Annotated in this window: 18 protein-coding genes and 1 pseudogene; 14 read left to right on the forward strand and 5 right to left on the reverse strand. The window is 61.6% G+C overall.

Going from position 1 to position 20,501, the window contains the following annotated elements:
* Both C5P05_RS20440 and C5P05_RS20445 read left to right on the forward strand, forming a co-directional pair.
* A partial coding sequence (locus C5P05_RS20440) for a putative bifunctional diguanylate cyclase/phosphodiesterase (RefSeq protein ID WP_157979406.1) occupies positions 1 to 695 on the forward strand: 695 nt, incomplete at its 5' end.
* 155 nt (positions 696 to 850) lie between these two features.
* Positions 851 to 1,066 carry a hypothetical protein gene (locus C5P05_RS20445; protein WP_114971690.1) on the forward strand — a complete coding sequence of 72 codons (216 nt, stop codon included), beginning with the start codon at positions 851 to 853 and terminating at the stop codon, positions 1,064 to 1,066.
* A gap of 38 nt (positions 1,067 to 1,104) precedes the next feature.
* Here C5P05_RS20445 and C5P05_RS20450 read toward each other — a convergent pair whose 3' ends face one another.
* Genes C5P05_RS20450 through C5P05_RS20460 form a run of 3 tightly spaced genes read right to left on the reverse strand, consistent with a single transcriptional unit; the run spans position 1,105 to position 3,777 of the window.
* Positions 1,105 to 2,478 carry a sensor histidine kinase gene (locus tag C5P05_RS20450; protein ID WP_232834597.1) on the reverse strand — a complete coding sequence of 458 codons (1,374 nt, stop codon included), beginning with the start codon at positions 2,476 to 2,478 and terminating at the stop codon, positions 1,105 to 1,107.
* Entirely contained in the window at positions 2,459 to 3,127 is a 669-nt protein-coding gene (locus C5P05_RS20455; RefSeq protein WP_114971692.1) for a response regulator transcription factor, read from the reverse strand. Before C5P05_RS20455 ends, C5P05_RS20450 begins: the two co-directional genes overlap by 20 nt.
* Before the next feature lie 11 nt (positions 3,128 to 3,138).
* A complete protein-coding gene (locus C5P05_RS20460; RefSeq protein WP_114971693.1) occupies positions 3,139 to 3,777 on the reverse strand; it encodes a MipA/OmpV family protein in 639 nt (212 codons plus the stop codon).
* A 275-nt stretch (positions 3,778 to 4,052) separates the two neighbouring features.
* Between C5P05_RS20460 and C5P05_RS20465 the strand changes: the two genes are divergently transcribed.
* The 6 genes from C5P05_RS20465 (at position 4,053) to C5P05_RS20490 (ending at position 12,569) form a co-directional block, all read left to right on the forward strand.
* Positions 4,053 to 4,904, forward strand: a complete 852-nt coding sequence (locus C5P05_RS20465; protein WP_114971694.1) for a VacJ family lipoprotein — start codon at positions 4,053 to 4,055, stop codon at positions 4,902 to 4,904.
* 297 nt (positions 4,905 to 5,201) lie between these two features.
* A complete protein-coding gene (locus tag C5P05_RS20470) occupies positions 5,202 to 5,819 on the forward strand; it encodes a DDE-type integrase/transposase/recombinase (RefSeq protein ID WP_114971695.1) in 618 nt (205 codons plus the stop codon).
* A gap of 319 nt (positions 5,820 to 6,138) precedes the next feature.
* Positions 6,139 to 7,581: an efflux transporter outer membrane subunit gene (locus C5P05_RS20475; RefSeq protein ID WP_198674805.1), complete on the forward strand. Its 1,443-nt coding sequence runs from the start codon at positions 6,139 to 6,141 to the stop codon at positions 7,579 to 7,581.
* Between the two features lie 13 nt (positions 7,582 to 7,594).
* On the forward strand, positions 7,595 to 8,680 hold the full coding sequence (locus C5P05_RS20480; RefSeq protein WP_114971696.1) for an HlyD family secretion protein: 1,086 nt from the start codon (positions 7,595 to 7,597) through the stop codon (positions 8,678 to 8,680).
* Positions 8,681 to 8,683: 3 nt separating this feature from the next.
* Entirely contained in the window at positions 8,684 to 11,443 is a 2,760-nt protein-coding gene (rbbA, locus tag C5P05_RS20485; protein WP_114971697.1) for a ribosome-associated ATPase/putative transporter RbbA, read from the forward strand.
* 1 nt (position 11,444) lies between these two features.
* Complete coding sequence (locus C5P05_RS20490) at positions 11,445 to 12,569, forward strand: ABC transporter permease (protein ID WP_114971698.1); 1,125 nt, start codon at positions 11,445 to 11,447, stop codon at positions 12,567 to 12,569.
* A 61-nt stretch (positions 12,570 to 12,630) separates the two neighbouring features.
* On the opposite strand, the pseudogene C5P05_RS35140 reads toward C5P05_RS20490, so the two are convergent.
* Positions 12,631 to 12,738, reverse strand: a pseudogene (locus C5P05_RS35140) (hypothetical protein); the annotation flags it as partial.
* 407 nt (positions 12,739 to 13,145) lie between these two features.
* Positions 13,146 to 15,011, reverse strand: coding sequence for a glutamine--fructose-6-phosphate transaminase (isomerizing) (gene glmS / locus C5P05_RS20495; protein ID WP_114971699.1), 1,866 nt, complete (start codon positions 15,009 to 15,011; stop codon positions 13,146 to 13,148).
* Between the two features lie 298 nt (positions 15,012 to 15,309).
* Here glmS and C5P05_RS20500 point away from each other — a divergent pair, with 298 nt between their 5' ends.
* The 6 genes from C5P05_RS20500 (at position 15,310) to C5P05_RS20525 (ending at position 20,487) form a co-directional block, all read left to right on the forward strand.
* Complete coding sequence (locus C5P05_RS20500; RefSeq protein WP_114971700.1) at positions 15,310 to 16,083, forward strand: ABC transporter ATP-binding protein; 774 nt, start codon at positions 15,310 to 15,312, stop codon at positions 16,081 to 16,083.
* Positions 16,083 to 16,787: an ABC transporter ATP-binding protein gene (locus C5P05_RS20505; protein ID WP_114971701.1), complete on the forward strand. Its 705-nt coding sequence runs from the start codon at positions 16,083 to 16,085 to the stop codon at positions 16,785 to 16,787. The genes C5P05_RS20500 and C5P05_RS20505 overlap by 1 nt, the downstream gene beginning before the upstream one ends.
* Positions 16,788 to 16,861: 74 nt before the next feature.
* The gene (locus tag C5P05_RS20510) at positions 16,862 to 18,055 is read left to right on the forward strand and encodes an ABC transporter substrate-binding protein (RefSeq protein WP_114971702.1); all 1,194 of its coding nucleotides are present in this window, start codon (positions 16,862 to 16,864) and stop codon (positions 18,053 to 18,055) included.
* Between the two features lie 77 nt (positions 18,056 to 18,132).
* Entirely contained in the window at positions 18,133 to 19,017 is an 885-nt protein-coding gene (locus C5P05_RS20515; RefSeq protein ID WP_114971949.1) for a branched-chain amino acid ABC transporter permease, read from the forward strand.
* Positions 19,018 to 19,020: 3 nt separating this feature from the next.
* A complete protein-coding gene (locus C5P05_RS20520) occupies positions 19,021 to 19,974 on the forward strand; it encodes a branched-chain amino acid ABC transporter permease (protein ID WP_114971703.1) in 954 nt (317 codons plus the stop codon).
* Between the two features lie 27 nt (positions 19,975 to 20,001).
* Positions 20,002 to 20,487: an Lrp/AsnC family transcriptional regulator gene (locus tag C5P05_RS20525; protein WP_114971704.1), complete on the forward strand. Its 486-nt coding sequence runs from the start codon at positions 20,002 to 20,004 to the stop codon at positions 20,485 to 20,487.
* Positions 20,488 to 20,501: the final 14 nt, after the last annotated feature.

Here is a 20,501-nt window from a genome sequence, read left to right on the forward strand (position 1 = left end):
AGCCGCAGGTGGACGTGGCAACTGGTGCGATCGTGGGGGCGGAAGCCTTGCTGCGCTGGCATGACCCCGTGCTGGGCCACGTACCTCCAACAAGGTTCATACCGGTGGCTGAAGCCACCGGTTTGATTTTGCCTTTGTCGGCCTGGGTGCTGGAGACAGCCTGCGCACAGATTGCGGCCTGGGCGCAGGCTGGCTCGCCTTTGCGGGTTGCCATCAATGTTTCGGCTCAGCAGTTTCGTCAGCGCGATCTGCCGGAGCAAGTGCGCGCAGCGCTGGCGCGCACCGGTGCGAAGGCCCAATGGCTGGACATTGAAATCACCGAAACAGCGGCGATGACGCAGCCCGAGCAGGCGCGCGAACAGCTCAATGCGCTGGTGGCCTTGGGCTGTCGCGTAGCCCTGGATGACTTTGGTACCGGCTATTCGTCACTCGCCTATCTCAAGGCCTTGCCGGTGAGCCAGCTCAAAATAGACAAAAGCTTCATGGACGGCATCCCGCATGACGCCAATGACGTTGCCATTTCCCGGGCCATCATTGCCTTGGCACAAAGTCTGGGACTAACGCTGGTGGCCGAGGGTGTGGAAACCGAGGCCCAGCTGGCCTTCTTGCGCCAGTTCGGTTGTGAGGTGTACCAGGGCTGGCTGTTTGCCAAAGCGATGACGGCGAAGGATCTGACTAAACTACTACAAGCCTGACTGACTCAGAGTGGGGATTCAAATGGGTTCTGTTGCAGAAAGCATAAACGACCATCCGTGCCAGGGAAGATCACCGTCGACAAGAGTGGCGCCAACACGAACTGGATTGCGCGGTGTTGGCAAGACCGTGCGCGCTTCTGAACGAAACCGAGCGGATGGCGAAAACTGCCGGTTGTCAAACGATCCTGATTGAAGCGCATGAGGTCTTGCCGGTGCTCCCTGGTATGGCTGGCGAATCGAAGTCCTACGCCGAGCGATTGTTTAAATTCCCAGACATTGGGGCGCTGTCCGAGCTCGATGCGACCAAGGCATTGCGCGACCCTGCACGTCATGTCGGGCTTGAATTTGAGGATGATGCATCGGATGGATAGCGCCGCGGTTGGACGCCCGTTGGCCACAGAAGCCGACGCTACGGGCCGATGAAGGCGGCGAGCCTCAATCCCGGGCTCGCAGGCGCTGCGCTGAGGCGCCAGCCGTGTGCCGAGGCGATTTCCTTGCAGATGGCCAGCCCAAGTCCGGCGCCGACGTGCTGACGGTCGCGGCCGCGCCAGAAGCGATCGAAGATGAACGGCAGATCCTCCGCAGGCACTCCGGGACCCTGGTCTGTGATGGAGAACCCTGTGGCGGTAACCTCCAGCGCGATGACCCCGCCTTCGGGGCTGTGCTGGATCGCGTTCTCCAGGAGGTTCTTCAGCAGCGTGAACAGCGCCCCCCGATCTGCGTGCCAGTGATTGACGTCGTCGGCTACGCGAACGGCCAGATACACGCCGCGGCGCTCCGCGACGCGTGCCATGAACTCAAACACATCCTGCACTGTCGGTCGGGGATCGTGCGCCTCAATGCGAAAGCTCTGCAGCTCACTCACCTCTGCCAACAATAACAGCTGTTGCACCTGACGAGCCATGAGGTCGACGTCTCGCAACACGGCTGTATGATGCCCGTCCTTGGGCCCGAGCTCGATCTGTGCACGGATCAATGCAAGCGGCGTTTTCAACTCATGCGCTGCATGCGCCAGAAACTCTTGCTGAGTTTGGTATCCCTGCTCCAGCCGGTCCAATGCCTGGTTGAAGGCCTGGACCAGCGGCCGAATCTCGCGGGGCTGGGCTTCAGAATCAAGACGCGTATGCAATGTGCGCGGCGTGATGCTGCTTGCGGCCTCGGACGCGACTCGCAGGGGTTCGAGTGCCATTCGGAGCGTTAAATGCGTGGCAATCAGGAAGATCACCAGAAAGAGTGCGCAGGTCGCCGCCAAGCCCTGCGTCAGCGCAGACAGACCCACCGAGCGGCGCATCTGAAGCACCAGCCGGTCGCTCACCGCAAGCTGCACGTACCAGCGCTTGCCACCATGCTCTATGGGGACAGTCGCCGCGTGCAGGTCGACACCATCTCGTACGAACGCGAACGCCTCGACGTGCGGGTTGAAGTTGCCTTCGTCGGGCGCCAACGGGAGCGCGCCAGAGTCCTTCGGATACGCCACGCCACCTTGTGCGTCAAGAATCCGCAGGATCACCTCCTTGCCCAGGCCCGTGAAGACCCAGCCTCCGATCTCGCGCTCGTCTACGCCGATGGGAGCACCGGTGTCATCAAACGCAATGTGCGTGGCCACCGCTTCGGTGTGGTCCTTGATCCCGCTTTGCAGCATGTGCTTGCTGAATGGATTCAGCAGCAGGACGACTGTGACCGTCACCATCACGGCGCTCACGAGCATGCCCGCGATGAAAGTCGCCAGCAGACGAGCGCGCAGGCTGGACGGCCGGAGCAGCTCAGCGAAGGACATAGCCATGGTTGCGGATGTTCGAGATCTGAAGTGTCGAGCCCACTGCCTGCAGCTTTCGCCGCAACCGGTGCAACGCGACATCTAGCGCGTTGGGCGTGACGGCTTCGGACAGACCCCACGCCGCAGCCTCCAATGCGCTCCTTCGTACCGGCTGCTCAGCGCGATGAATCAAGCAAAGCAGGATCTGCAACTCTGCCGGAGCCAACGAAACTGCGGAGTGTCCGCACCGAACGGTTCCCTCGTCAGGACGCACTTGAATGTCGCCGTGTCGCGGCTGCGCAGACCGCAGGTTGGCTGGCCGCCTCATGAGCGCCCGCACCCTGGCAACCAGTTCTTCCATGGGGAAGGGCTTGGTGAGATAGTCGTCCGCACCCGACTCCAGGCCGTCGACGCGGTCGTGCAAGGCGTCCCGCGCCGTCAGCATCAGACAAGGGATTCCGTTGCCGGCCGCTCTAAGACGCTTCACGAGTGAGAGGCCGTCACCGTCGGGTAGACCTCTGTCGATGACAACCGCCCCATAGTCGATCTCGCCAAGCGCGGCCCGGGCGGCCTCCACTCTGCCGAAGACATCGACCTCAATGCCTGCGGCTTGCAGGGAAATCCGGATCAGATCGGCCAGACGATCGTGGTCCTCGATCAGTGCAATGCGGTTCATGAATGTCGATTTTAGGACCGGTAGAGATAGCCAAGCGTCACCCGCGACGTGTTGTTTCTGCCAACGATCGGTCTTTTCTTGATTTCGTCTGGAAGCGCGGTGGCGCCCAGGTCCATGAACACCGTGTTGTGTTCGGTGAGTTGGTAGTCGGGCCGAAGGCCTGCTTCGGTCGCCATCGCGGCCGCGCCCACATAGGCCGGGCGGCCCGTCGAGACCTCGGACTCGCGTACGCCGAAGCAGTAGTCGACATACTTCGCGTCCATCCAATGCGCCTGAATGCGGGGCGTGATACCAAGGCTTTCCCACTGGAATCGCCGATCAATCTGCACTTGCAGTTTTTGCCCTTTGCTGTTCCCTGAGAGGTCAGCCACCCATTCAGCGCTCAGCTTCGCAACAGGTGTCTTCCAGTCGACACCCAACCCTTCCCAAAGGCTGCTCTTGCGCTGGTCCATCCCAGCCAGGTAGGGCGAGTCGTTGGCCTCGTAGCCCGAATCCTCGTACTTCACCTTGAGGCCAGGAGAGAGCTCTCGGGAAGGCGTCAATGCAAAGTCGCCCAGTCGCAGTTCTGCGGTGGTGCCGGCAATCCGCAGCCAGCGGCTCTGATAGGAGACGATCGGGACTACATGCGCATGGGAAATGAGCGGCGGCATCGTGGACTCCGGTTTGTTGAGGGAGTCGCATTGTCCGATGTCCCGACTTACCGAAGCCTTACCGGGTTGGGTTCGTCTGGTGAGTTCCCGCAGGTCTGCAAGGCCCGGTCAGGTTGCCTTCCGGACGCCGCCGGCAAGTCGCGACAGGCTGGTGCCTGGGAAAAAAGACTGCATCGCCGCCCGGTAAGTATTCAGCAAGTCGATTGGCATCACGATGCGGGCTCGTCACTGCGCAAGCAGCGACGCTCGTCATAGTCATTTACCTGAGGTGTCACATGTCTTTACCTGTTTTTTTGATCGCTGCTGCCAGAAAGCGATTCCGGCAAGGCCGCGCTAGCGCGCCCCTATTGAACGTGGCGAACTCCGGCTTTGCTAGGAAAAAGGGGCGAACGGGCCCGTTGCTGGACGCACTGCTCCTGTCCAGCGCCTTGACCGCGGGCTGTGCGACCGTCCAGAACCCCGACCCGCTGGAGTCGGTCAACAGGAAGGTCTTTGCCGTTAACGAAGGACTGGACAAGGTCGTGCTTAAGCCAGTGGCGACGGCCTACAAGGCGGTCGTGCCGGAGCCGGCACGCAACGGCGTTTCCAACTTCTTTTCCAATCTCGGAGACCCATGGTCAGGTGTTAACTTGATGCTCCAAGGTCAGATCAAGGACGGCCTCTCCGACGTCGCACGGTTTGCAACGAATAGCACAGTCGGCCTCCTCGGCGTCATGGACGTCGCCAGTGGATGGGGCATGCCACGTCATGGTGAAAGCTTCGGCGGGACGTTGGGTGCCTGGGGGGTCGGAAGCGGAGCCTATCTCATGCTTCCGCTGATGGGTCCGTCCGATATGCGAAACCTCTTGGCATTGCCGGTCAACAGCCTTGGAAGTCCTCTGTCGAATGTCGCGGACGTTCCAGTCCGCAACAGCCTGACAGTACTCAACATGGTTAACAAGCGCGGCAAGATGCTGGAGCCTGGCAGGCTTGTCGACGACATCGCGCTAGACAAATACGTCTTCGTAAGAGATGTATATCTTCAACGGAGCAAACGCGGCGGTGCAAACGGAGAATCCAACGAAGGATCCGTGGAAAACACCGGCACGGGCAGGGGCCGCGATGCGATGGGTTCGGCGGCGCCGTGAAGAAGACGTCCCAAAGGCGAGGCTGTACCTGCGACGGCTCCCGAACGGGATCGCCGCTACGACTTGCTCGACGTTGACTGTCGCGCCAACGAAAGTGCCACGAAGTCAACAAAGGCTCGGACACGCGCGGCGGAGGGTTCTGTCGGGCTCTGTCTGGATTGGTGTTGAAAGTTTGTCTGCACTAGAGAGACCGTTCAACCTTGCCGCTGGGGAAGCAAAGATTTCAACAGCTAATCCAGACATAGCCTTCTGTTGCAATAAGCGTAAACGACAACCCAGCCCACGCTTGATTTCCGTATGAGTTCGATCAACAGCGCCTTGCCCAAGGTACTCATTCGGTTCTACTACGCCCTGGAAGTCATGCTCACCTGCGTGCGCTGGTATGCGGCCTATCCGCTAGGCTTGCGCCACATTGAGGAGATGATGCAGGAACGCGGTGTTTTCGTCGATCATGTCACGCTTCATCGCTGGGCGATCAAGGTTCTGCCGGTTCTGGCCGTCATGTTCCGCCGGCGCAAACGACCTATTGGTCTGAGCTGGCGCATGGACGAGACCTACATCAAGATTTCAGGCCAGTGGAAATATCTCTATCGCGCCATCAACCTGCACGACGTGCAAGGGAAGATCACCATCGACAAGAGTGCCGCCAACACGGCCACCATTGAAAGCGTCAAGGCCGACGCCTGTGTCGACATCCTGAGGCGCCAGAACAAGTATCTCAACCACATCGTCGAACAGGCCCCCCGGGCCATCAAGCGGATCCCCCGAGCGATGCTGCGATTCAAGTCGTTCTGCGGCGCCGGGATCATCATTGCGGGAATCGAGACCATGCACATGATTCGCAAGGGACAGTTGGATTACCCCGCTGGCCAACCCGTGTCTGCTGCCACCCAGTTCCACAGCCTCGCGGTTTGATCACAAGTCGAACCGTCCAGCTACTTTCGTCTCGACTCCACTTTCGCAACAAAACCCGCTTTCCACCCATGACATTTAGCGGGATGGCTAACCACTAATGACCTTTCGTTCGTTACATGCTACATTAACAAATGACCGATTGTTCATTTGTGACACTTTATGGTGCTAGTTGCTCCCTTGACTGGTATTGTGTACAGGCAGATATGACCACTTCCCACCCCAAAGACATCCACCACTTCGCGGCGGTGACAGCAACCAAAGTGGTTCCCCTGCTGCCCTCGCGGTGGCTGCCCCCTCGCCCATGCACGGCCGACCGCGCATGAAGGGCATGCAGCACTGGCGAGTCCCGCCTGTCATTGCCATCGCCGTCCTGCTGAGCGGATGTGCCTTGCTGGCACCAACCCACGAGCGCCCCGCGCTGCCCGTGGCCGATCGCTACCCATATGCAATCGCCGAAGGCGTCACGGCACCCGCGCTGGACTGGAAGGACTACTTTTTCGATGAGCAACTGCGTGGGTTGATCGCGCTGGCGCTGGAGCACAACCGCGACCTGCGCACTGCCGTACTACAGGTTCAGGAGGCGCGGGCACTCCATGGTATCCAGCGTGCCGAGCGCCTGCCCGGCATCAGCCTGGGCGCAGATGCGACCCGGGGCAGGACGCCCGGTGACCTGAGCCTGAGCGGCGAGCCCTCGACCGGTGGCAGTTACCAGATCGGTCTCGGCGTCAATGCCTGGGAACTGGACTTCTGGGGCCGTGTGCGCAACCTGCAGCAGGCGGTATTGCAGGACTACCTCGCCACCGACCAGGCACGCCGCATCGTGCAACTGATGCTGGTCACCAATGTCGCCGACGGCTACTACCGGCTGCGCGAACTCGACGAGCGGATCGCGCTGGCCGACCGCATGATCGCCAGCCACGAAGAGACGCTGCGCATCTTCACCCGCCGCGTCGAGGTCGGCTCCACGTCCCGTCTCGATCTGATGCAGGTGCAGACGCTGCTGAGCCAAGCCCAATCGCTGGGGACGCAGCTCCACCAGGCCCGAGCCACGCAATCCCATGCGCTGACGCTGCTGGTCGGCGCGCCCTTCGATCTCAACCCCGCGCGAGGTTCGCTCGATGGCGCCGCACCCACACGCGCGCTCCAGCCCGGCCTGCCCTCTGATCTGCTGCTCCAGCGTCCGGACATCCTCGCCGCAGAACACCGGTTGCGGGCTGCGGAGGCCAACATCGGCGCGGCCCGCGCGGCGTTCTTCCCGCGAATCACGCTCACCGGCAGCGTCGGCACCGCCAGCGCGGAGCTGGACGGTTTGTTCGCCTCCGGTAGCCGCGCCTGGAGCTTCGCACCCAGCATTTCGCTGCCCATCTTCGATGGCGGGCGTCGCCGCGCCAGCCTGAACCTGGCCGAGGTGCGCCGCGACTTGACGGTGGCCCACTACGAGAGCACCGTGCAGACCGCATTCCGGGAGGTGTCCGACGCCCTGGCGTCCAGCCGGTGGCTGGCCCTGCAGGTCAGCATTCAGCAGAACTCGCTCGACGTTCAGACCGAGCGCGCGCGGCTGGCACGGCTGCGCTACGACAACGGCGCGGCGGCCTTCCTGGAAGTGCTGGACGCGCAGCGCGAACTGCTCACCGGCGAACAGCAGCTCACCCAGACCCGCCGCGCGCTGATCTCGGCGCACATCGATCTCTACGCCGCCCTGGGCGGAGGCGCGCAGTCGCTGACTGCGGGCACTCCGGCGCCAGTGGACGCCGCCAACTGAAGGCTATTCCCCCATGACACCAACCCGCACCACGTCCCGCAAGAAGACGCTTGCCCTCATCGCCGTCATCGCCGCCGTCGGTGTGCTCGCCTACATGGGCTGGACCCGGCTCAAGCCGTCCGGCCCCGGCGAGGGCTTCGTCAGCGGCAACGGCCGCATCGAGGCCACAGAGATCGACATCGCGACCAAGCTGTCCGGCCGGCTCGAGCAGCTCCTCGTGCGCGAGGGTGATTTCGTCACCGTCGGCCAGCCGCTGGCGCGGATGCAGCTGGACACGCTGCACGCCCAGCGCGACGAAGCCGATGCCAGTCGCCAGCAGGCCGAGCATGGTGTGGCCGCGGCCGAAGCGCAGGTGGCCTTGCGCGAGGCCGATCACGCGGCGGCGCAGGCTCTGATCGCCCTGCGTGCCGCCGAGCTTGACGCGGCGCAGCGCCGACTGACGCGCTCGCAGACCCTCTCGAAAGAAGGTGCGGCCTCGGTGCAGGAGCTGGATGACGACCGTGCCAAGGTGCGCGGTGCCGAGGCCGCGCTGAACGCCGCCCGCGCACAGGCCGCCGCAGCGCAGGCCGCAGTGAGAGCCGCGCAAGCGCAGATGGTCGGTGCCCGGTCCGGCGTCAAGGCCGCCACCGCCACGGAGGCGCGTGTGGAAGCCGACATCCGTGACAGCGAACTCACGGCGCCCCGCGACGGCCGCATCCAGTTCCGTGTTGCCCAAGCAGGCGAGGTGCTTGGCGCCGGTGGGCGCGTGCTCAATCTGCTCGACCTGTCGGATGTCTACATGACCTTCTTCGTGCCCGAGACCGTGGCCGGCCGCATCGCGCTGGGTAGCGAAGTGCGCATCGTGCTCGACGCCAGTCTCGGCACAGTTGTACCCGCCAGCGTCTCCTTCGTGGCCAGCCAGGCACAGTTCACGCCCAAGACCGTGGAGACCGCCAGCGAGCGGACCAAGCTGATGTTCCGCGTGCGCGCGCAGATCGCGCCCGAACTGCTGCGCCGCAACCTGGAGCAGGTCAAGACCGGCGTGCCGGGCGTGGCGTGGATCAAGCTCGACCCAAATGCGGCCTGGCCCGCGTCGCTGTCGGCAAAGGTGGCCGAGTAAGCCATGTCCACCTCTCGCGCGTCACCCGTCGTCCGCCTCCAGGGCGTACGGCTGCATTACGGCAAAGTCGAAGCGCTGGCCGGCATCGACCTGGAGGTGCCGGCCGGGGGCATGATCGGCCTGATCGGTCCGGACGGCGTGGGCAAGTCCAGCCTGCTGTCGCTGGTCTCCGGCGCCCGCGCCGTGCAGGGCGGCACGGTTGAGACGCTCGGCGGCGACATGCGCGATCGCCTCCACCGCGAGTCTGTGTGCACGCGCATCGCCTACATGCCGCAGGGCCTGGGCAAGAACCTGTATCCGACGCTGTCGGTGGAGGAGAACCTGCAGTTCTTCGCGCGGCTGTTCGGCCACGACGCGGCTGAGCGTCGGCGGCGCATCGACGAGCTGACCCGTTCCACCGGCCTGCATCCGTTCCTCGACCGGCCGGCCGGCAAGCTGTCCGGCGGCATGAAGCAAAAGCTCGGCCTGTGCTGCTCGCTGATCCACGACCCGGACCTGCTGATCCTCGACGAGCCGACCACCGGTGTCGATCCGCTGGCACGCTCTCAGTTCTGGGACCTGATCGCGCGCATCCGCCGCCAACGCCCGGGCATGAGCGTGATCGTCGCCACCGCATACATGGACGAAGCACAGCGCTTCGACTGGCTGGTGGCAATGGACGACGGAAAGGTGCTCGACACCGGAACTCCGCAGGAGTTGCTGCAGCGCACTGGCAGCGATTCGCTGGAGACCGCCTTCATCCAACTGCTGCCCGAGGACAAGAAGCGCGGCTACGCGCCGGTGGTGATTCCACCGCTCGACGCCCACGAGGACGACATCGCGATCGAGGCGCGTGACCTGACCATGCGCTTCGGCGACTTCGTCGCGGTGGAACACGTCTCCTTCCGGATCCGCCGCGGCGAGATCTTCGGCTTCCTCGGCTCCAACGGCTGCGGCAAGTCGACCACGATGAAGATGCTGACCGGCCTGCTACCGGCCAGCGAGGGCCAGTCCTGGTTGTTCGGCCACGAAGTTGCCCCGAAGGACCTGGATACCCGTCGGCGCGTGGGTTACATGTCGCAGGCGTTCTCGCTCTACGGCGAATTGACCGTGCGCCAGAACCTGGAGCTGCACGCGCGCCTGTTTCACGTGCCTGAGGCGGAGATTCCTGCGCGCACGCGCGAGATGATCGAGCGCTTCGAGCTGCAGGCCTCGGAGGATGCGCTGCCAGACAGTCTGCCGCTCGGCATGCGCCAGCGCCTGTCCCTGGCAGTGGCGATGGTGCACAAGCCCGAGCTGCTGATCCTGGATGAGCCGACCTCGGGCGTGGACCCGATCGCGCGCGACAACTTCTGGCGCCTGCTGATCGAATTGTCGCGGCGCGACCGCGTCACAATCTTCATCTCCACCCATTTTATGAACGAGGCTGAGCGCTGCGACCGCATGTCGATGATGCATGCGGGCAAGGTCCTGGACAGCGACGCACCGGCGGCGCTGGTAACAAAGCGCGGCGCGAAATCGCTAGAAGACGCCTTCATCGGCTACCTCATCGAGGCAGGTGGAGACACGCCTGAACCGGACAAGGATCCGGAGGCGATGCCGCCGGTACAGGCAGAGACCGCAGTGAGCGCCCATGCCTCGCAGGGTCAGCGCGCCGGTTTCAGCCTGCAGCGCATGCTCAGCTACCTGTGGCGCGAGACGCTGGAGCTGCAACGCGATCGCGTGCGCGCCACGCTCGCGTTGGGCGGTTCGTTGATCCTGCTGATTGTGATCGGCTTCGGCGTCAGCAACGACGTCAACAACCTGCGCTACGCCGTGCTTGACCGTGACCAGACCACGCTCAGCCGCAATTACACGCTGGAGCTGTCCGGTTCGCGCTATTTCACAGAACGGGCACCACTCACTGACTACGCGGAGATCGACCGGCGCATGCGCAGCGGCGAGCTGGCACTGGCCATCGAGATCCCTCCCGGCTTCGCGCACGACGTGCAGCGCGGAAAATCGGTCGCCATCGGTGCCTGGTTCGACGGTGCCATGCCCCAGCGCGCCGAAACCGTACAGGGCTATATCCGCGGCATGCACCAGCACTGGCTGGCCGACCAGGCACGCATGCAGGCCAGTTCTACGGCTCGCGCAGGCGAGATTTCCGTGCAAAGCCGCTACCGCTACAACCCCGACGTCAAGAGTCTGCCGGCCATGGTGCCCGCCGTGATCCCAATGTTGCTGCTGATGCTGCCAGCCATGCTTACGGCGCTGGCGGTGGTGCGTGAGAAGGAAGTCGGCTCGATCATCAACCTCTACGTCACGCCAGTCACCCGCACTGAGTTCCTGCTCGGCAAGCAGCTGCCCTACGTGGGCCTGGCGATGATCAACTTCGCGCTGATGCTGTTGCTGACCGTGACCATCTTCGGCGTGCCCGTCACCGGCAGCGTGCTGGCGCTGACACTGGCGATGCTGATCTACTGCATCTGCGCCACCGGCATGGGGTTGCTTGCCTCGGCCGTGACCAAGAGCCAGATCGCCGCCATGCTTATCGCCATGGTCGGTACCATCATTCCGGCCACCAAGTTCTGCGGCATGACCGATCCGGTGTCCTCACTGGACGGCGTGGGCCGGATGATCGGCGAGATCCACCCGGTCAACTACATGTTCACCATCAGCCGGGGTGCCTTCAACAAGGCGCTGGCCTTTGGCGATCTGCTGCCGTCGATGTGGCCAATGCTGCTGGCGGTGCCGGTCATCCTCGGCACCGCGATCGCGCTGCTGAAGAAACAGGAGCGTTGACATGCGGATGCTGGCAAACATCTATAGGTTAGGCATCAAGGAACTCTGGAGCCTGCGGCGCGACACGATGATGCTGGCGCTGATCGTGTTCACCTTCACGCTCTCGGTGTACTCCTCGGCGTCCTCCAGCCCACCGACGCTGAACAACGCGCCGATCGCCATCGTGGACGAGGACCACTCGCAGTTGTCGCAGCGGATCGCCTCGGCCTTCTACCCCCCTAAGTTCAAGTCGCCGGCGTTGATCACGCATGCGGAGGTGGACGAGGGCATGGACAAGGGAGCCTACACCTTCGTGCTGAACATCCCTGTCAATTTCCAGCGCGACGTGCTGGCCGGACGCAGCGCCGAAATCCAGCTCAACACCGATGCCACGCGCATGAGCCAGGCTTTCCTCGGCAGCGGCTACATCCAGCAGATGGTGATGGGCGAGATCAGCGAATTCGTCAACCGTTACCGCGGACAGGTCGTGCCCGCCATCGATCTGGAGCAGCGCGCTCTGTTCAACCCGTCGCTCGACAAGTCCTGGTTCGACAGCCTGTCGCAGATCGTCAACCAGATCACGATGATCTCGATCATCCTGACGGGCGCGGCGCTCATCCGCGAGCGCGAGCATGGCACCATTGAGCATCTACTGGTAATGCCGGTCACGCCCATCGAGATCATGCTGGCCAAGATCTGGTCCATGGGATTGGTAGTCCTGCTGGCCTCGATCCTGTCGCTGAACCTCGTCGTACGCGGCCTGCTTAACGTCCCGGTGCAGGGCTCGCTAACACTGTTCTTCACCGGTGCCGCGCTGCACCTGTTCGCCACCACTTCGATGGGCATCTTCATGGCGACCGTGGCGCGCAACATGCCTCAGTTCGGCATGCTCGTCGTGCTGACGCTGCTTCCGCTGCAAATGCTGTCCGGCGGCAACTCACCGCGCGAGAGCATGCCCCAGCTGCTGCAGAACATCATGCTGGTCGCGCCCACCACGCACTTCGTCGAGCTAGGACAGTCCGTGCTGTTCCGTGGCGCCGGCATCGAAGTGGTGTGGGTGCAGCTGCTGGCCTTGGCGTTGATCGGCACCGCACTGTTCTCACTGTCGCTGATGCGCTTTCGCAGGACCATCAGCCAGATGGCTTGAAGCGGTGTGGCCCAGATCGCTCCAGTTGGCAGTTTGTCGCACGCCCAATCCATTCCAGTTCTCAGGAGGATACCCACATGCTAGGCACCGACGCTTGACCGCGAGTGGTTATCCACCGCCGATCGCGAGGCTTGCCACGCGCGTATTTGGACAGAACTGCATCGTTGGGATCGAGGGCCCAAGCCTACTGAAAAATCAATAGCCTGTCACGAGCCGCATTCAAGTCCGAAAGAATCGCAGCAAATTCTCGGCCAGTAGGACTGGTTGTTCTTCTGGGATGTAATGCCCCGAGCGCGGTATCAACACGGCGTCTGCTGCGCCACGTCGCGAACCGAATTCATCCAATCCTCCCCATAGGCGTGGGCTGCCGCAATGGTTTGAGTAGGTAGGTGTCAATTCCTCTGCATTGGGGCCGTTCAGCGGCCGCATTCACGACCTTGTTTACGACTTTACAAATTGGCATCTGAAAATCGCCTGCCCGCAAACCCGCATGGATGCTAGAGCCGTGTTTACGACTTTAATAACTTGTTTACGACTTTAATTGCTCGGAATACCACGCATCGCGTCGGCCCCACCCTACTCCACCGTCACACTTTTCGCCAAATTACGGGGTTTATCGACATCAGTCCCCTTCGCACAAGCGGTGTGATACGCCAGCAATTGCAGAGGCACCACATGCAGAAGCGGCGACAGCTCGCCGTAGTGCTCGGGCATGCGGATGACGTGCAGGCCTTCGCCCGACTCGATGCGGGTGTCGGCGTCGGCCAGCACATACAGCACGCCGCCGCGCGCCCGCACCTCGTGCATATTGCTCTTCAGCTTTTCCAGCAGCGCGTCGTTGGGCGCCACGGTCACGACCGGCATGGCGCTGGTCACCAGCGCCAGCGGGCCGTGTTTGAGTTCCCCAGCCGGATAGGCCTCAGCGTGGATGTAGCTGATTTCCTTGAGCTTGAGTGCGCCTTCCATCGCAATCGGGTAGTGCAAACCGCGGCCCAGAAATAGCGCGTTCTCCTTTTTGGCGAAGTCTTCAGACCAGGCAATCACCTGCGGCTCCAGCGCCAGCACCGCTTGCAAGGCGGTCGGCAGGTGCCGCAGGGCTTTGAGGTGGCGCGCCTCTTCAGCCTCGCTGAGGCGCCCCTTGGCTTGCATCAGCGCCAGCGTCAGCAGGAACAGGCCGGCCAACTGCGCGGTAAAGGCCTTGGTGGAGGCCACACCGATCTCGATGCCGGCGCGGGTGATGTAGGCCAACTCGCATTCACGCACCATGGCGCTGCTGGCCACGTTGCAAATGGTCAGGGTGTGGGTCATGCCCAGGCTTTGCGCATGGCGCAGTGCCGCCAGCGTGTCGGCCGTCTCGCCGGATTGGGTGATAGTGACCACCAGGGTGCGGGGATTGGGAACCGAATCCCGGTAGCGGTATTCGCTGGCCACCTCTACCTGGGTGGGGATTTTGGCAATGCTCTCCAGCCAGTATTTGGCGGTGCAACCGCTGTAGTAGCTGGTGCCGCAGGCCAGTATCAGGACCGAGTCAATGTCCTTGAACACTCGTGCTGCGCTGACGCTGCCATCAAACAGCTCGGGCACGATGCTGTCAATACCTTCCAGCGTGTCGGCAATGGCGCGCGGTTGCTCAAAAATCTCCTTTTGCATGTAATGGCGGTAAGGACCCAACTCCGCCGCGCCGCTGTGCGCCATCACGGTTTTAACCGGCCGTTCAGCGGATGCAACGGCTTTGTGGTTCTTATCCACCAGCCAGTATTTGCCCAGCTGAATGTCCACCACGTCGCCTTCTTCGAGGTACACAATTTGGTCGGTCACACCGGCCAGGGCCATGGCATCGCTGGCCAGAAAATGCTCTTGCCCATCTTTGCCCACGCCCAAAATCAGGGGCGAACCCGCCCGTGCGCCGATCAGGCGATGTGGCTCGTCTTTGCAGAACACGGCAATGGCGTATGCCCCGTGCAGCTGCTTGATCGCGGCCTTGACCGCTTCGAACAAGTCGCCGTCGTACAGGTTGTCGATCAGGTGGGCGATCACTTCCGTATCGGTTTGGCTCTGGAACACATAGCCCTTGGCCTGGAGCATGGCCCGCAGCTCATCGTGGTTTTCAATGATGCCGTTGTGCACCAGCGCCACGCGGCCGGCCCGGGTAGCGGCGTCCGCCCCCGTGCCGTTGCTGAAATGGGGGTGTGCGTTGCAGACCACCGGCGCACCGTGCGTGGCCCAGCGTGTATGGGCAATACCGGTCATGCCTTCGAGCTTGCTGGCGTTTACTTGTTCCGCCAGTTCCGCCACGCGGGAGGTACTGCGGGCTCGCTGCAAACCGTTGGCATACACCGCCACACCGCAGGAGTCATAACCACGGTATTCAAGACGCGCCAGACCCTGCACCAAGATGGGAACGATATTGCGAGTAGAAACCGCACCGACAATGCCACACATAGACTGCTCCTGAAATTAATGGCGCAATGGTAGAAGCATGAGCAAGAAATATGCAGTTGAATTTCGACTATATTTGGATTTATATTTCATAAGTAATTAAATAGTAATATTTATTTCAAAAATTAAATAAAAAAGAAATAATTAACTAAACTCACAGAAAATAGCCAACCGCTGGTGCGGCAAGTAAAACTACCTAGGTTCTAACCCGCTAACGCAGCACAGGACCGCCCCTTACCATGCAATTTCGTGTTGCGGGCTTGTTGTCCCGTCAATTCAGACTGTGTAGCGGGAGACCAATTTGTCAGCGGAGTTCATTCTTGAAACGCGTGGTTTGACCAAGGAATTCAAGGGATTCGTGGCCGTTAACCAAGTGAACCTGAAGGTTAAGCGCGGACACATTCATGCGCTGATTGGCCCCAACGGCGCAGGCAAAACCACCTTCTTCAACCTGCTGACCAAATTTCTGCACCCGACCGCCGGCACCATCACCTTCAACGACATCGACATCACCTCTGAGCAGCCCGCGCAAACGGCACGGCGCGGCATCGTCCGCTCCTTCCAGATCTCGGCGGTGTTTCCGCATATGTCGGTACTGGAGAACGTTCGCGCTGCGCTGCAGCGCAATCTGGGCACCTCGTTCCATTTCTGGAAAGCCGAACGCACCCTGACTCACTTGCACGAGCGCGTCCATGCGTTGCTGACTGAGGTTGATCTGCAGGACTTTGCCCACGAGTTGGCCGTCAACCTGCCCTATGGCCGCAAACGCGCCCTGGAACTGGCCACGACCCTGGCGCTGGAGCCCGAGCTGATGCTGCTGGACGAACCCACCCAGGGCATGGGCCACGAAGACGTGGACCGCGTCACGCAGTTGATCAAAAAAGTCTCTGCCGGTCGCACCATTTTGATGGTGGAACACAACATGAATGTGGTGTCGTCGATTGCCGACCGCATCACGGTGCTGCAGCGCGGCGCCATCATTGCGGACGGCCCGTATGCAGACGTTTCCAAAAATCCGCTGGTGATTGAAGCCTATATGGGTACCGTCAACACCGAACTGCAGGGCGCTCATTGATGAAAAAGGAGTTGCTGCGCATCGAAGACCTGCACGCCTGGTATGGCGAGTCACACATCCTGCATGGCGTGAACCTCACGGTGAACGAAGGTGAAGTTGTCACCCTGCTGGGGCGCAACGGCGCCGGGCGCACCACCACCATGCGCGCCATCGTCGGCCTGACCGGCTCGCGCAAAGGCTCCATCAAGATCAATGGCGTCGAGACCATCAAAATGGCGCCGCACAAGGTGGCCCATCTTGGCGTTGGCTATTGCCCGGAAGAGCGCGGCATTTTTGCCAGCCTGACGGCCGAAGAAAACCTGATGCTGCCACCCAGCCTGGCACCCGGCGGCATGAGCGTTGAAGAAATTTACGGCATGTTTCCCAACCTGCAGGAGCGCGCAACCAGCCCCGGCACCCGCCTCTCAGGTGGCGAGCAGCAGATGCTGGCGGTGGCGCGCATTTTGCGCACCGGCGCGCGCCTGCTTCTGCTCGATGAAATCTCGGAAGGCCTGGCGCCGGTGATTGTGCAAAAGCTGGCCGAGATGATTCTCACGCTCAAGGCCAAGGGCTACACCATCGTGCTGGTGGAACAAAACTTCCGCTTTGCCGCGCCGCTGGCCGACCGTTTTTACGTGATGGAGCACGGCGCCATCGTCAAACAGTTTGAACAAGCCGAACTGGCCCAGAACATGGGCATGCTGCAGGAATTCCTGGGCGTTTGACAACACATGCCTGGCCCGCCGATCATCCCGATTTTTCACCCCGCGCTTCGACCCTCAACTCATCAGGAAACACCATGAAACTTAACACCCTCGTTGCCGCTTTGGCCCTTGGATTTGGCGCTGGCGCTTTCGCCCAGAACACCGGCCCGGTGAAGATCGGTTTCATCACCGACATGTCCAGCCTGTATGCCGACATCGACGGCCCGGCCGGCGGTGAAATGATCAAATGGGCGGCGCAGGATTTCGGCGGCAAGGTCCTGAACCGCCCGATTGAAGTGCTGACCGCCGATCACCAGAACAAGGCTGACGTGGCCAGCTCCAAAGCCCGTGAGTGGATCGACAAGGACGGACTTTCAATGTTGATGGGTGGCACCAACTCCGGCACCGCGCTGGCCATGGCCAAGGTCGCAGAAGAAAAGAAACGCCCTTTCATCGTGATCGGCGCGGGCTCGGCCCGTCTGACCAATGAAGCCTGCTCGCCCTACACCGTTCACTACGCCTACGACACAGTGTCCCTGGCCAAAGTGGCAGGCTCAGCGCTGGTCAAGGCCGGCGCCAAGAACTGGTTCTTTCTGACCGCGGACTACGCCTTCGGCCACTCGCTCGAAGGCGATGCGGCAACGGTCGTCAAGGCGAACGGCGGTACCGTGGCGGGGACGGTGCGCCACCCGCTGAATGCTTCCGACTTCTCGTCCTTCCTGCTGCAGGCGCAGAGCTCCAAGGCTCAGATTCTAGGCTTGGCCAATGCCGGCGGTGACTTCACCAACGCGATGAAGGCCGCCAAGGAATTTGGTATCAACAAGACCATGAAGGTAGCCGGCCTGCTAGTGTTTATCAACGACGTGCACAGCCTGGGCCTGGCCAACACCGAAGGCCTGCAACTGGCCGACAGCTGGTACTGGAACCAGGACGACGCTTCACGCAAGTTTGCCAAACGCTTTTTTGACAAATACAAACGTATGCCCTCCAGCCTGCAAGCCGCAGATTACTCGGCCGCCTCAAACTACCTGAAAGCCGTACAGACCGCCGGCACAACGGACGCCGACAAGGTCATGTCCACGCTGAAGGGCATGAAGATCGACGACTTCTACAACAAGGGCCAGATCCGCCCGGACGGCCGCATGATCCACGACATGTACCTGTTCCAGGTCAAGTCGGCCAAGGAGTCCACCACGCCATGGGACTACTACAAAATGATTGCCAAGGTCCCCGGCGAGCAGGCCTTCACCACAGTGGCGGAATCCAAATGCGCGCTGAACAAAAAATAAGCTGACTCTCGGGACGGCTGGCCGCCGGTGCGGCCGGCCGTTTTTTCGCCTCACATGGCATGAACTGGCGGGACTTCATGGAAATCTTCGGCATTCCGCATCAAGCATTTCTGGGCCAGCTCTTGTTGGGCCTGGTCAATGGCGCGTTTTACGCCATGCTCAGTCTCGGACTGGCGGTCATCTTTGGCCTGCTGGGCATTGTCAATTTTGCGCATGGCGCCCTCTATATGCTGGGCGCGTTTGCGGCCTGGATCATGCTCGACAAGTTCGGCATCAATTACTGGTTTGCGCTGGTGCTGGCACCTTTGAGCGTGGGCCTGCTGGGCGTGGTGATTGAGCGGCTTTTTCTAAAACGCCTGTACAAGCTCGACCCGTTGTATGGCTTGCTGCTGACCTTTGGCCTGGCGCTGATCGCCGAGGGCGTTTTCCGCGAACTCTATGGCGTATCGGGCCAGAATTACAACGTGCCCGAACTGCTGTCCGGCGCCACCAATCTGGGCTTCATGGTGCTGCCGAACTACCGCGCCTGGGTGGTGCTGGTGTCGCTGACCGTGTGCATGGGTACCTGGTACCTGATTGAGCGCACCCGGCTCGGCGCTTACCTGCGCGCCGGCACCGAAAACGCCGCGCTGGTGCAGGCCTTTGGCATCAACGTGCCCTTGATGGTGACGCTGACCTATGGCGCTGGTGCCGCCCTGGCCGGGCTCGCCGGTGTGCTGGCCGCACCCATCATCCAGGTCAATCCGCTGATGGGCTCGAACCTGATCATCGTGGTGTTTGCGGTGGTGGTGATCGGCGGCATGGGCTCCATCATGGGCTCGATCCTGACCGGCCTCGGCCTGGGCATCGTCGAAGGGCTGACGCGGGTGTTCTACCCGGAAGCGTCCAGCATTGTGGTGTTTGTCGTCATGGTCATTGTGCTGATGATCCGGCCGGCCGGCCTGTTTGGCAAGGAGGCCTGAACCATGAACAAAGCCAATAAACTGATTGCGGTGACATATTTCGTACTGCTGGTGCTGGCGCTGCTGGCGCCCATGCTCGGGCTCTACCCAGTGTTTGTGATGAAGCTGCTGTGCTTCGCCATTTTTGCCAGCGCCTTCAACTTGCTGCTGGGTTTTACCGGCCTGCTGTCGTTCGGCCATGCGGCATTTTTCGGCTCCGCCGCTTACATCACCGGCTACGTCATCAAGTCGCAGAACTTCACGCCCGAACTGGGCCTGTTGGCCGGCGTCATCGGCTCCGGCCTGATCGGGCTGGTGGTCGGCGCCGTGGCGATCCGGCGCCAGGGCATTTATTTCGCCATGATCACGCTGGCCATTGCGCAGATGGTGTTCTTTGTTTGTCTGCAGGCGCCGTTCACCGGCGGTGAAGACGGCCTGCAGGGCGTGCCGCGCGGTGCGCTGTTTGGCCTGCTGCCGCTGGCCTCGGACACTGCCATGTATTACCTGGTGCTAGCGGTGTTCATGGCGTGTTTCCTGTTCATCTCGCGCATCGTGCATTCGCCGTTTGGCCAGGTGCTCAAGATGATCCGTGAAAACGAACCGCGCGCGATTTCGCTGGGCTACCAGGTGGACCGCTACAAACTGCTGGCCTTTGTGCTGTCAGCCGCGCTGGCCGGCCTGGCCGGCTCACTTAAAACACTGGTGATGGGTTTTGCCACCTTGTCCGATGTGCACTGGTCCATGTCGGGCGAAGTGATCTTGATGACGCTGCTGGGCGGTGTCGGCACCTTCTTCGGCCCGGTACTGGGCGCCGGCATTGTGATCTCGCTGCAAAACCTGCTCGCTGACAAGGTCGGCTCGTGGGTAACGGTGATCATTGGCGCGATTTTTGTGCTGTGCGTACTGGCTTTCCGCAAAGGCGTGGTTGGCGAGCTCCAGGCTTTCCTGGAGCGTCGGCGGCGTGTCGCCGTCAAATAACTAAAATATTCCATATTTCGTCAAAGTATGGAACAAATAACCCCGGACGCCACCGACCTTCAGTTGCTGGAGCGGCTGCAAAATGACGCGTCACTCAGCAACCAGACCCTGGCAGCTCTGGTTCACATATCACCCCCGACTTGTCTGCGTCGCGTCAAACGCTTGCGCGATGCCGGCCTGATTGAACGTGAAATTGCCGTGCTCAGTGTGGACAGATTGAGCCTGATGACGGGTCACGGCCTGTGCGCGATCGTCGAGATCACGCTGGACCGACAGGACAACGATGCACTGGAAGCCTTCGAGAAGCGCGTGGCCGATGACGACGCCGTGCAGCAGTGTTATCGCGTATCCCCCGGCCCGGACTTTTGCCTGGTGGTGCATGCGGCGCATATGCCTGACTACCTGGCGCTGGCGCAACGGCTGTTCACCAGCGACGCCAACGTGCGCAACGTCAAAACCTTCTTCAGCGTCAAGCGCAGCAAATTCGGGGCACGGGTGCCGTTGCCACTTTGACAATGGCCTGGATT

Origin of the sequence: Rhodoferax ferrireducens (assembly GCF_003347515.1) — a bacterium.
GTDB lineage: Bacteria > Pseudomonadota > Gammaproteobacteria > Burkholderiales > Burkholderiaceae_C > Rhodoferax.